The organism is Streptomyces sp. CB02923 (genome assembly GCF_001905005.1).
Classification (GTDB): domain Bacteria; phylum Actinomycetota; class Actinomycetes; order Streptomycetales; family Streptomycetaceae; genus Streptomyces.
On sequence record NZ_LWKZ01000026.1, the window covers coordinates 435,926 to 447,803 of the forward strand.

The 11,878-nt window shown below is 69.3% G+C and carries 11 protein-coding genes; 6 read left to right on the forward strand and 5 right to left on the reverse strand.

Annotated features, from left to right (window positions below; translation table 11 throughout):
• Positions 1-219: 219 nt before the first annotated feature.
• The 3 genes from A6A06_RS43635 (at position 220) to A6A06_RS42365 (ending at position 4,604) form a co-directional block, all read left to right on the forward strand.
• Positions 220-2,943, forward strand: coding sequence for an ATP-binding protein (locus A6A06_RS43635; protein ID WP_073766635.1), 2,724 nt, complete (start codon positions 220-222; stop codon positions 2,941-2,943).
• A 353-nt stretch (positions 2,944-3,296) separates the two neighbouring features.
• A complete protein-coding gene (locus A6A06_RS33450; RefSeq protein ID WP_073767171.1) occupies positions 3,297-3,839 on the forward strand; it encodes an MSMEG_1061 family FMN-dependent PPOX-type flavoprotein in 543 nt (180 codons plus the stop codon).
• Between the two features lie 606 nt (positions 3,840-4,445).
• Positions 4,446-4,604, forward strand: coding sequence for a hypothetical protein (locus A6A06_RS42365; protein WP_206780373.1), 159 nt, complete (start codon positions 4,446-4,448; stop codon positions 4,602-4,604).
• Between the two features lie 90 nt (positions 4,605-4,694).
• On the opposite strand, the gene A6A06_RS33455 is transcribed toward A6A06_RS42365, so the two are convergent.
• From A6A06_RS33455 to A6A06_RS33470, 4 genes are all read right to left on the reverse strand, one after another.
• On the reverse strand, positions 4,695-6,149 hold the full coding sequence (locus A6A06_RS33455) for a glyceraldehyde-3-phosphate dehydrogenase (RefSeq protein WP_073766637.1): 1,455 nt from the start codon (positions 6,147-6,149) through the stop codon (positions 4,695-4,697).
• Positions 6,146-6,445: a LuxR C-terminal-related transcriptional regulator gene (locus tag A6A06_RS43640; RefSeq protein WP_073766639.1), complete on the reverse strand. Its 300-nt coding sequence runs from the start codon at positions 6,443-6,445 to the stop codon at positions 6,146-6,148. The genes A6A06_RS33455 and A6A06_RS43640 overlap by 4 nt, the downstream gene beginning before the upstream one ends.
• Positions 6,446-6,663: 218 nt before the next feature.
• A complete protein-coding gene (locus A6A06_RS33465; protein WP_073766641.1) occupies positions 6,664-7,083 on the reverse strand; it encodes an SRPBCC family protein in 420 nt (139 codons plus the stop codon).
• Between the two features lie 42 nt (positions 7,084-7,125).
• Positions 7,126-8,136: an aldo/keto reductase gene (locus A6A06_RS33470; RefSeq protein WP_073766643.1), complete on the reverse strand. Its 1,011-nt coding sequence runs from the start codon at positions 8,134-8,136 to the stop codon at positions 7,126-7,128.
• Positions 8,137-8,279: 143 nt separating this feature from the next.
• Between A6A06_RS33470 and A6A06_RS33475 the strand changes: the two genes are divergently transcribed.
• Positions 8,280-9,194, forward strand: coding sequence for a LysR substrate-binding domain-containing protein (locus A6A06_RS33475; protein WP_073766645.1), 915 nt, complete (start codon positions 8,280-8,282; stop codon positions 9,192-9,194).
• A gap of 620 nt (positions 9,195-9,814) precedes the next feature.
• On the forward strand, positions 9,815-10,807 hold the full coding sequence (locus tag A6A06_RS33480) for an aldo/keto reductase (protein ID WP_073766647.1): 993 nt from the start codon (positions 9,815-9,817) through the stop codon (positions 10,805-10,807).
• A 29-nt stretch (positions 10,808-10,836) separates the two neighbouring features.
• On the opposite strand, the gene A6A06_RS33485 is transcribed toward A6A06_RS33480, so the two are convergent.
• A complete protein-coding gene (locus tag A6A06_RS33485; protein ID WP_073766649.1) occupies positions 10,837-11,244 on the reverse strand; it encodes a response regulator in 408 nt (135 codons plus the stop codon).
• Between the two features lie 188 nt (positions 11,245-11,432).
• On the opposite strand from A6A06_RS33485, the gene A6A06_RS42370 reads away from it, so the two are divergent.
• Positions 11,433-11,878 (forward strand): class I SAM-dependent methyltransferase (locus tag A6A06_RS42370; protein ID WP_199931341.1); only part of this gene is annotated, 446 nt, incomplete at its 3' end.

Genomic DNA, 11,878 nt, shown 5'->3' on the forward strand with positions numbered 1-11,878 from the left:
ACCCGGTGCCCGTACCGCCGCTCCCGGCTCCGGCTCCCCGGCGGCACCGGAACCCTCACCCGCCACCGGGCGGCCCGTCACCGCCGTACGCAACCCGCAGGTCAGCCTCGTTACGGGCAAGGAACGACATCGCTTTCGCTTGTTTCGCCACCGGGCGCGAACCTATTCTCGCGAGCGGGGGGTGGCGCCTCGATGCGCCGCTGGGTTGGAGCGTCGAAGATGGTGTCAGCCGGAGGACCGAAGGATCTGCCCGCGCCGCTGACGACCTTCGTCGGCCGTCGGCGGGAAGCCGCCGGGGTCTGCGCGCGTCTGGAATGGAACCGGCTGGTCACCCTGACCGGAGCCGGTGGCGCCGGCAAGAGCCGGCTGGCCATCGAGGTGGCCACGAGCCTCACGTCCCGCTATCGCGACGGGGCGCGTTTCGTGGAACTGGCGGGACTGAGCGAGCCGCTGCTGCTCGCCCACGCCGTCGCCGCAGGTCTCGACGTACAGGAACAGGCGGGCAGAACGCTGCCGGACGTCCTGGCGGAGCGGCTTCGCGACAAGGTCATGCTGCTGGTGCTGGACTGCTGCGAGCACCTCGTGGACGCGGTCGCGCAGCTCGTCCTGCCCCTGCTCTCCGCCTGCCGCAACCTCCGCGTGATGGCGACGAGCAGGGAGCGCCTCGGCATCCCCGGGGAGGCCCTCTGGCCGGTCGCGGGGCTCGCCACTCCCCCCGCGCACGTCGTCGGGGCCGACGTCATGGAGTACGACGCGGTACGCCTGTTCGCGGACCGGGCCGCGGCGGTCGAGCCGGGGTTCGCGGTCACCGAGGCGAACGCGGCCGCGGTGACCGAGATCTGCCGGAAGCTGGACGGCCTGCCGCTGGCCATCGAGCTGGCCGCGGCGCGCACCAACGCGCTCGACGCCGCCCAGCTCAGCAGGTGGCTGGACGACCGGTTCCGGCTCCTGGCGTGGGAGACCCGGGCTCCGCTGCGCCGCCACCGGACCCTGGACAGCGTCGTCGAGTGGAGCTACGACCTGCTCAGCGAGCCCGAACGGGCCCTGTTCGAACGGCTGTCGGTGTTCGCGGGCACCTTCACCCTGGACGCCGTCGAGGCGGTGGCCGCGGAGGAGTCCGGTACCGGCCCCCTCGGGGACCTGCTCCTGCGGCTCGTCGACAAGTCGCTGGTGACCGTCGTCCCCCGGCGCTCTCCGGCCCGGTACCGGCTGCTGGAGACGCTCCGCGCGTACGGGCTGGCCCGGCTGCGGCAGCGGGGCGAGCTGGCCCCGCTGTCCGCGCAGCACGCCGCGTACTTCCACGACCTCGCCGAACAGGCCTGGGAACGGTTCCGGGGACCGCACCAGGCGGTGTGGCTGGACCGGCTCAAGGCCGAGCACGACGACCTGCGGGCCGCCCTCGAATGGCTCATGGCCTCCCACGACATCGACGGCGCGGTACGCATGGCCGGGGCCCTCGCGTCCTTCTGGGACCTCCAGGGGCGCTACGCGGAGGGACGCGTCTGGCTCGAACGGGCGCTGGGCGCCGATCACGGCGCCGCCGCGAAGGGCCGCGTACGGGCACTGAACGGGCTGGGGCTCCTCGCGGTGATCCAGGGGGACCTGGAACGTGCCTGGCTCTCGTGTTCCGAGGCCGAGCACCTGTCGCGGCGCAACGGCGATCTGCCGGGGCTCGTGTGCGCCCTGCAATACCTCGGGTTCGGCGCGCTGCTGGTCGGCAATCCGGACAGCGCGGTGGAGACGCTGGGCGAGTCGCTGGAGACCGCCCTGAAGACCGACGAGCCGTGGCTGGTGGGCTGGTCGTACCTCTTCATCGCCATGGTGGAGGTCACCCGGAGCGATTTCGCGCAGGCGAAACACCACGGCAGGACCGCGTTCCGCCTGCTGTGCGAGGCCGGCGAACCGAAGAGCATCGCCTGGGCCGAACTCACCCTCGCCACCGCTTCCTGGGGGCTGGGAGACGTCCACGACGCCCGCGTCCGTACGGGAGAGGCCCTGCGCCTGTTCCACAAGCTGGACGCTCCGTGGGGCCTGGCCGAGGTATTCCAGATCACGGCCATGCTGGCCATGTCCCACCAGCACTACGAGAAGGCCGCCGCGCTGTTCGGAGCGGCGGACACGGCCCGGAAGAAGTCCGGCGCCGCCCTGCTGACCTTCCTCAAGGGCTGGCGGGCCGCCGGTCTCGCCAAGACCCGTACGGAGATGGGCGACCAGCGCTTCGAGGAGGCACGCGACCACGGCCGGCAGTGGACGCTGGAGACCGCCGTACTGGCCACCGCGACGGAACTCGGTACGGCCCCGCCGCTCCCGCCGCCCGCCCCGGCAGCGCCGCCCGGTGCCCACGCCCCGTCCGCACCACCACCGCAGCAGGCCTCGCTGCGCAGAAGAGGCGACTACTGGGCCCTCGCCCACGACGGCCACGTCATCCACCTCAAGCACACGGTGGGCCTGGGCTACCTGGCCCGGCTGCTCGCCGAACCCGACCGGGAGTTCCTGGCACGCGAACTGGCCGCGGCCGACCGGAGCCCGGCCCGCGGCGGCCCGGTCGCACCGGAGGAGCCGCTGTCCCCGGGTACGGGCGACGCCGGCCCGGTCCTGGACGCACGGGCGAAGGCCGCCTACCGCAGGCGCCTGCGCGAGCTGGCCGAGGAACTGGACGAGGCCGAACGCTTCCACGACACCGGCCGCGCCGAGCAGGCCCGCATCGAGCTCGACGCCATCACCGAACAGCTCGTCGGCGCCGTCGGCCTCGGCGGCCGCGACCGCCGGGCGGCGTCCGACAGCGAGCGGGCCCGGCTGAGCGTCACGAAGGCCCTGAAGGCGGCGGTGAAACGCATCTCCGTGCACCACCCCGTCCTGGGGCTGCATCTGGAGCGCAGCGTACGGACGGGCGCGTACTGCTCGTACGCACCGGATCCCGCTACACGGATCGCCTGGGAGTAGGGGCGGGCGCGGCGGGCGCATACCGGCTGCCTCGCGGCGCTTGTCTTCCGCTCTTCCGCAGGTTCACGGGCGGCGACGATGCCCGGACCGGCATCCGTACCGGGATACGTACCGGGATCCGTGCCCGAACCCGTGCCGCAGCTGGTGCCGCAACTCATGCCGCACCATGTGCCACACGGAACCCACCCGGCACTCAAGTAAGGTGACCCTAACGCCACCGTTCCGCGGAGCCGCCGGAAAACGGGAGCAATGCTTCCATCCCGCGCCCGCCCCTTTCAGGAGCCTCCTTGCCGACCACCACCCATGACCAGCCGCCCACCCGTTCCGGCGCACCCGGCTCCCCCGCCGGCCACATGGACGACGCGGACCACACGGGCCACGCAGGCCACGTCGAGCTCCGCTCCGCCGAACGCCTCCGCGAACTGCTCGGGCAGCCGCACCAGCTGGTCATCGACAAGGTCACGCAGCGGCTGACGCAGGACGACATCGACCTGCTCGACCGGTCGCCGTTCTGCCTGCTGTCCACCTCCGACGCACAGGGCAACTGCGACGTCTCCCCCAAGGGCGACGGGCCGGGCTTCACCCACGTCCTGGACGAGACGACGCTGGCCCTGCCGGACCGCCCCGGAAACCGGCGGGCCGACAGCTTCCACAACATCCTGGAGAACCCGCACGCCGGACTGCTCTACCTCATACCCGGCAGCTCGGACATACTTCGCATCAACGGCAAGGCCCGCATCCTCACCGACGCACCGTTCTTCGACACCATGACCGTCAAGGGACAGCGCCCCGCCCTCGCCCTGCTCCTCGACATCGAGGAGATCTACCGCCACTGCCCCGCGTCCCTGCGCCGCGCCGGCCTGTGGCAACCGGAAACCTGGACGCCCTCCGACTGACGGCGCGTGCACTGCGGCCCCTCACCTGCCGGTGAGGGGCCGCAGGCGGTTGTGCGCCCCTTCAGGTCGTCCGGCATGGCTGAAAAAGGTGCAACCGGCCAAGGATCGGGGGCCTTTTTGAGCCTCTCTCAGGGGCAGCCGGTACCGCGGCGGGCTCCAGGGGATGGTGCGGCACCCCTCCCCCATGACGCCACGCCGATTCCGGACATTCTGTGAATTACGGCGTGGCGATGTTGAGATAGGTGTACTCGGTCTGAGCGCGGGGTGGTGTGGTGCGGGCCGAGGAGCCGTCATGTATTGCAGCCGGTGTGGTGCTCAGGTAATTCAGGGACCGGATGGCGGGTGGTCGTGCAACTGTGGAGCGTCCGGATGACAGAAGCCGAACCAGGATCGGACAGTACCCGAGCCGGAAGCACGTCCGGGCGGTGGCCGGAGTACTTCACCACCGCCCCGTGCCCGCGCTGCCAGACGGCCAACGACGGACTCAACGGCCGCTTCGCCTGTGACGCGTGCGGCCATGCGTACTCCTTCCAGCTGCCACCGTGATCGCCGGACGACTGCGCGAAAGTTCGTTGCAGCGCCGCGGGCGCCGGGTAGGAGATGTATGTGGAATATGTGGTGGTGTTGCTGCTCGCCTCGGTGCTCATCGGCGGGCTCGTACTCTTCGTCATAGAAGCGGGCGTGCGGCGCACGCGGTCCATGGCCGCTCGCGACGAGCAGGAGATCAATGAGTTGCGCCGACGCTACGGCGAGGGACGGTGGTAGCACGACGAACGCTGCCCGCGCTCCGTCCGCCCACGCATGGGCGGCGGAACACGGGCAGCGCAGGTCGAACGCAGTCCGGTCGCGCCGGGATCAGAGCACCGGTGCCGGGTACGTCGGGTACTCCACCCCGGAGACGTACTGGACGACGCGGATGACCTGGCAGGAGTAGCCGAACTCGTTGTCGTACCACAGGTAGAGGATCGCGCTGTCGCCGTCGACCTTGGTGGCGCCGGCGTCGACGATCGAGGCGTGGCGCGAGCCGATGAAGTCGTTCGAGACCGCGTCGGGGGCGCTGGTGAAGTCGATCTGGCGCTTGAGCGGCGAGGTCAGCGACACGTTGCGGAGGTAGTCGAGGACCTCCTCGCGGGTGGCCTCCCGGCCGAGCCGCAGGCTGAGGATCGCGATCGAGACGTCCGGCACCGGGACGCGGATGGAGCTGCCGGTGATCGGCGCCTTGAGGTCGGGCAGCGCCTTGGCGACGGCGGAGGCGGCGCCGGTCTCGGTGATGACCATGTTGAGCGGCGCGGAACGGCCGCGGCGGTCGGCCTTGTGGTAATTGTCCAGCAGGTTCTGGTCATTGGTGAACGAGTGGACGGTCTCCACGTGACCGCGCACGACGCCGTACTCGTCCGCCATCGCCTTCAGCGGCGGCACGATCGCGTTGGTGGTGCAGGAGGCGCAGGACAGGATCTGCTCGTCCGGCTTGATCGTGTCGTGGTTGACGCCGTGCACGATGTTCGGGACGTCGCCCTTGCCCGGCGCGGTCAGGACGACCTTGTCGATACCGGGGCGCAGGTGCTGGGAGAGGCCCTCGCGGTCACGCCACTTGCCGGTGTTGTCGACGAGGATGGCGTCCTTGATGCCGTACGCCGTGTAGTCGACCTCGGAGGGGTCGTTGGCGTAGATCACCTTGATCTCGTTGCCGTTGGCGATGATCGTGCTGTTCGCCTCGTCGACGGTGATCGTGCCCTGGAACTGACCGTGGATGGAGTCGCGCCGCAGCAGTGAGGCGCGCTTCACGAGGTCCTCGGCGGCCCGACCGCCGCCCCCGCGGACGACCACGGCCCGCAGGCGCAGGCCGTTGCCGGACCCGGCCTTCTCTATGAGCAGGCGGGCGACGAGGCGGCCGATGCGGCCGAACCCGTAGAGGACGACATCGCGCGGGGCGCGCCGCTCGATCTTGTCCTCACCCGTGGCGCCGGCGACGGCCCCGGCGGTGAACTCCGCCACCGACAGACCGCGGTCGTCGGCCTTGTACGTCGCGGCGAGCATGCCGATGTCGATCTGGGAAGGGCCGAGATCGAGCGCGGCGAGGGCCTGGAGGAACGGCAGCGTCTCGGTGACCGAGAGCTCCTCACCGGCGATCTGCCGGGCGAATCGGTGGGTCTTGAGGATGCTGACCACCGACTTGTTCACCAAGGAGCGGCTGTGAAGCAGGACCGTGACGTCCCGCTCCCGGTGCAGCTTCCCGATGATCGGGATCATCGACTCCGCGATCTCCTCGCGGTTCTTCCAGTTTGTGAACGAGTCCTCGTTGACAGTCACAGGTCCATCTTTCGAGCTAGGCGGTGCTCAGATGCTAACCCCCCGCCTTTTTCGCCGCTCACACGGTGCCGCCCGAACCGAGCGCGTCCAGCGAGAGCCGGGAGAGGTATGCCCTGATTTGGCCGTAGCCCGGCACTCCGGTCGCGCCGCCGGGCCCTGTAGCCGCACTTCCCGCACCTCTCCACGGACGGTTCTGTGACGGCAAGCACATCGGCGATGGGACGGTTCGAGTGACCCTGGGCCATCGGGTCGAGAACCTCGCGCTCCCGGGCGGCCAACCGGTCGAAGCGGCGCACACCGCCGCGGAACAGGCGGCGGACAATGTCCGGGGCGAACGCGCCCTCGCCCGCCGTTCACGGCTCCCGTGGGGCTCGGCATGGGTTCACGATCCGGCTGCCGCCCGGGGTGCGCAATGCGTGTCCCGGTCTCGGCGAGGGCGGGGTGACACCACGGCCCGGACCTGCGTGAAGCGGGTCCGGGCCGTGCGGTTCGGCGGTGTCCTGGCCGCCGGAGGTCAGGCGGCCAGGGCCTGGTGCAGGGCGTCGAGGCCGTCCGCGTATATCCCGGCGAACAGCTCCTCGGCCTCGGTGTCGCTGACACCGTCAGGGGTGAAGCGTCCGGACCACTGGACCTCGGCGAGGTCGTCCCGGTCATCGACCGAGTGGACGCGCAGGGTGGAGAGGTAGCCGGTGACGGGGAAGGGGGCTTCGAGGATGGCGTAGGTGTAGTGGCGCTCGGCCTCGTCGAAGCCGACCAGCCGCTCGATGACCACGTCGCCGTCCAGGTTGGCCAACTTGCGGACGCGGCCGCCTTCGAGCGCGGTGCTCTCGGGGATGTAGGGGAGCCAGTCGGGCAGGGCGTCGAAGCCGCCGATGAGGTCCCACACCTTCTGTGGGGAGGCGGGCAGGACGCGGCTGACGGACGTGGAAGCCATGATGTTTCTCCTGAGGATGGTGCTGCGTGGGGGGGGTGAGGGTCAGGCGTTGCCGGGGAGCGGGGCGGCAGAGCTGACCAGTCCGGCGGCCCGCAGGTCGGTCCAGAACGCGGCCGGGATGTTCTCGGCCAGCGCGGCGGTGTCCTCGGCGATGCGGCTGGGGCGGGTGGCGCCGGGGATGACGGCGGCGGTCACCGGGTGGGCCAGGGAGAACTGCAGGGCGGCGGCCTTGATGCTCACGCCGTGCCTGTCGCTGAGGGCCTTGAGCTTCCCGACGCGCTCGATGATCTCCGGCGGTGCCTGCTGGTACTCGAAGTGGGTGCCACCGGCGAGGATGCCGGAGCTGTAGGGGCCGCCGACGACCATGTCGACGCCCTGCTCCTGGGCCATGGGCAGCAGGCGCCCGAGAGCGTGGGCGTGGTCCAGGAGGGTGTAGCGGCCGGCCAGCAGGAATCCGTCGGGGCGGGGTTCGTCGAGGGCGAGGGCCAGCTCGATGGGCTCGGTCTTGTTGACGCCCAGGCCCCAGGCCTTGATGACGCCCTCGTCGCGCAGCCGGGACAGCACGCGGAACGCGCCGGTGCGGGCCTCCTCGAACTTGCTCAGCCACATATCGCCGTGGAAGTCCTGGGCGATGTCGTGGACCCAGACGATGTCGAGCCGGTCGGTGCCCAGGCGCTTGAGGCTGTCCTCGATGGAGCGCTCGGTGGCGTCGGCGGTCCACTCGTGGACGACCTTGTTGGGGTTGCCGTGCTCGAACAGGCCACCCTTCTCGCCGAAGTCCGGGGTGGCGGTCTCGTGCTCGTCGAGGATGACCCGCCCGACCTTGGTGGACAGGACGTAGGAGTCGCGGGGCTTGGCGGAGAGCACCTCGCCCAGCCGCGACTCGGCCAGACCCGCGCCGTAGAAGGGGGCGGTGTCGTAGTAGCGGATGCCGTGGTCCCAGGCGGCCTCGACGGTGGCGTGGGCCTCGTCGTCGGGGATCGCGCGGAACATGTTGCCGAGCGGGGCGGTGCCGAAGCCGAGCTGCCCGGGGAGAAGGGACGTGATGCCCATGGGGAAAATCCTTGTCTCGATGACGATACGCGGCATTGAGGAGGTTTCTCCTGGTCCGCGCCTCTTACTCCACCGAGGTTAGGATCGTGTGGTCAGACTGTCCAAGACTTGCTTGGACACACTTGAGTCCCCCGAGGTCTTACATGCTTGACCTGCGACAACTCCGCTATTTCGTGACCGTGGCCGAAGAGGAGCACGTCGGGCGGGCCGCCGAGCGCCTGCACATCTCGCAGTCCCCGCTCAGCCGGCAGATCGCCCAGCTGGAGAAGAACCTGGGTCTGACGCTCTTCGAGCGCGGCCAGCAGCGCATCCGGCTCACCTCCGACGGCCGCGTCTTCCTCGCCGAGGCCACGGCCCTGCTGCGGCACGCGGGCCGCCTGGAAAACCTGGGCCGGCGCCTCGGCCGCGGCGACGAGGGCGGCCTGTGCATCGGATACGTGGGCGACGCCATGCACACCGGCCTGCTGCCGCGGGCCCTGCGCACCCTGAACGAGGAGCGCCCCGGCATTCACGTCGCCCTCTACGACCTCACCGCCACCCAGCAGTTCGAGGGCCTGCGCCAGCGAAGCCTGGACATCGCCCTGGTCCCCGAGGCCCCGCCCGAGTCGGATCCGGATCTGCGCAGCACACTGCTGCTGAAGGACCCCCTGCTGCTGACCATGCCCAGCGGCCACCCGCTCGCCGACGCGGCCGAGATCCGGCCCGCGGACCTCGACAGCCAGCCGTGGATCGCCGTCCAGGACAGCCAGGACCATGTCTGGCGGGACGACTTCGTCGCGGCATGCGCCGCCGCCGGCTTCACCCCCGACATCCGCTTCGAGGCGCCGGAACCCCTCACCGCACTGGGCCTCGTGGCGTCCGGGCTCGGCAACGCCTTCGTGCAGAAGAGCATGCTGCACGGCGACCTCTCGGGCGTGGCCGTCCGGGAACTGCCCTGGTTCCAGGAGTCGGTTCCCCTGTGGGCCGCATGGCACCAAACCGATCTGCGCCCGGTCGTCGCCTCGTTCCGTACGACGGTCCTGGCCACCGGAGCCGAGGACACCGGAACCCACGGCTGAGCCAGGAGGTATGACGAGGCGTCAGCCTCATGCCGAAGCCCACCATGCCGAGCTCTGACTACAAGGCCCCGGCCACCCGACGGTCCGAGGTCGTGGATCGTGGATCGTGGATCGTGGATCGTGGATCGTGGATCGTGGATCGTGGATCGTGGATCGTGCAGAAGCGTGCGTCGCCTCCGCCCTGTCGTCAAAGGAACGAATGAAGACAGGCGCAGCAGGCGTCCGGTGAACCCGGACTTCCCGGGGCCCGACGGCCGCGCCGATCCCAGGAAGGCCGGTCCATCGGCGCCCTCTCCCGCGACCACGGCGTCAGCCGCGGCGCCATCCGCACCGCCGTCGCCGACCTCATGCCCGAGCACAACGCCACCGACCACACCGGCCCAAGCGCTCGCGAACAGGCTCTGATTCGGGATGAAACAACGGGAGGAAACGCCCTCTTACCTGTTCCGCTTGCTTGGAGTGCACTCCAAGACCATAGCGTTGAGGGCATTCCTGATCACTAGGGTCTCGCCGGCACCCCGGAAGGCTGCCTAACTTCTATACCGGCTCCCGGCTCCCGGCTCCCGGCTGAACACGAAATAAGCGGGAACCAGACGACCGATATCCCAGGAGCATCTCTCATGCAACAACGCAAACTAGGGCAGGACCTCGAAGTCTCGGCTCTCGGGCTCGGCTGCATGGGCATGAGTTTCTTCTACGGTCAGCCACAGGACACAGCCGAGATGACGAAGCTGCTGCGGGCGGCCGTCGACCACGGCGTAACCTTCTTCGACACCGCCGAAGTCTACGGCCCGTTCACCAATGAGAATCTGGTCGGTCAGGCGCTGGCACCGGTCCGCGACCAGGTGGTGATCGCCACCAAGTTCGGAATCAAGCACGGCGAGCACGGGCCGACCCCGATGTCCGGGGTCGACAGCAGGCCCGAGCAGATCCGCCGAGTGACCGAGGCCTCGCTCAAGCGTCTGCAAACCGAAAGCATCGACCTGCTCTACCAACACCGCGTCGACCCCAACGTGCCCATTGAAGACGTGGCCGGCACGGTCAAGGAGCTGATCGCCGAAGGCAAGGTGAAGCACTTCGGCTTGTCCGAGGCCGGTGCCGCGACGATTCGTCGCGCCCACGCCGTGCAGCCAGTAACGGCATTGCAAAGCGAGTACTCGCTCTGGATGCGCGAGCACGAAATCGAAATCATTCCGACCTTGGAGGAACTGGGCATCGGTCTGGTGCCCTACAGCCCGCTCGGCAAAGGATTTTTGACCGGCAAGATCGATTCCAGCACGTCGCTGGCCGACAACGACCTCCGCCGCCTGCTTCCCCGCTTCAGCCCTGAAGCACGGCAAGCCAACCAGGTGCTGGTCGACCTACTGCAGCAGATCGCCGACGACAAAGGAGCCACGCCGGCCCAGATCGCCCTCGCCTGGGTGCTCGCGCAGAAGCCGTGGTTCGTGCCGATCCCCGGCACCACCAAGCCGCACCGCCTGGAAGAGAACCTGGGCGCACTCGATGTCGAGCTGACCACCGGCGACCTGCATCGGATCGAAGAGGCCGCGGCCGACATCCGGATCCAGGGCGAACGTCTGCCTGAGCAGTTGCAGTCACGGTTCGGCCACTGAAAGCCTGCTCTGACTCCTGAAACCGCAGGTCACCGCACCGATGGCGGGCAGGAGGCCCCAACGCTGCCGTTCGTGGAGCCGTCTCGGAGACGGTTCCACGAACGGCAGCGTCCTCTTCCTGATTGTGGAGCACTCCCGGGAGGACCGGAGAGCAGACGGGCCGCACAACCCGGTTCGGCGTGCTGCGAGAAGACGAGAATGCCCACATTGGGCTGTTCGGCCCGGAGCCGGACCGCCGCTCTGAAGCCCTCGTCGGTAAAGGTGGGCAGCATCCGGATATCGACGATGCCGCCATCCGGCAGGTGCGAGGCAACCGCTCCAATCGGTTCGTCCGCGTCACCGGCGGTCGCCAGAACCTCGCAGCCGCGGGTGGTGAGCGATTCCACCATGCCCTCACGCAGAATGACCGAATCCTCCGCGGTGACGACCCGCACCATGACGCAGACCGCCAACGACTAGGCCCGAACGTCCTGGCGACGGGCACAGCCGAGGAAATCGAGTACGCCCTCGCCTCGCCGGGTTCCCGCTGTCACTGTTCGGCTCGCCCGCGAACTCACGGGGATCACCGTCGCGCAACAGCGCGTACGCACCCTCGAATGGGACCGCAGCACGACGGTACGACGTCATGGACCACGTCATGGACCACGTGGTGCGGAACGTTCCCGCCGAACTATCCGCCGACAGGTGGACGTTTACCCAAGGTGACGTCCGAGGGCAACTCGCGACGATACCCGCGCGGACCGGTTACCTGTTCGTCGACGCCGACCACGGAGCCCGGTTCGCACGGTGGTACACGGAGAATCTTTTCCCGCTGATGCCGCAGGGCACCCCGGTCAGCGTGCACGACGTCTTTCACGGCCGCCGCCCGAAGCGTTTCCACGAGAGTGCGGTCATCATCAAATGGCTTGCCGCACACCGCACTCCGTATGTCACTCCGTCGGCGGCGAGGGCTCCGGAAGTCATTGCCCAGCTGCGCCAGGTGAAGTGGGAACTGGGAACTGGGGCTCGACGAACCGGTTCGCGGCAACCCGACGAACCCGATGATCTTCTTCACGCTCCGGTGGCCGCGCC

What these genes read in the sequence shown, in the direction of transcription:
- A6A06_RS33450 (WP_073767171.1), top strand. Translation starts at nt 3,297, where the DNA reads ATGGACGACGCGGACCACACGGGCCACGCAGGCCACGTCGAGCTCCGC.
- A6A06_RS33485 (WP_073766649.1), bottom strand. Translation starts at nt 11,244, where the DNA reads ATGGTGCGGGTCGTCACCGCGGAGGATTCGGTCATTCTGCGTGAGGGC.
- A6A06_RS33465 (WP_073766641.1), bottom strand. Translation starts at nt 7,083, where the DNA reads ATGGCTTCCACGTCCGTCAGCCGCGTCCTGCCCGCCTCCCCACAGAAG.
- A6A06_RS33480 (WP_073766647.1), top strand. Translation starts at nt 9,815, where the DNA reads ATGCAACAACGCAAACTAGGGCAGGACCTCGAAGTCTCGGCTCTCGGG.
- A6A06_RS33475 (WP_073766645.1), top strand. Translation starts at nt 8,280, where the DNA reads ATGCTTGACCTGCGACAACTCCGCTATTTCGTGACCGTGGCCGAAGAG.
- A6A06_RS43635 (WP_073766635.1), top strand. Translation starts at nt 220, where the DNA reads ATGGTGTCAGCCGGAGGACCGAAGGATCTGCCCGCGCCGCTGACGACC.
- A6A06_RS33470 (WP_073766643.1), bottom strand. Translation starts at nt 8,136, where the DNA reads ATGGGCATCACGTCCCTTCTCCCCGGGCAGCTCGGCTTCGGCACCGCC.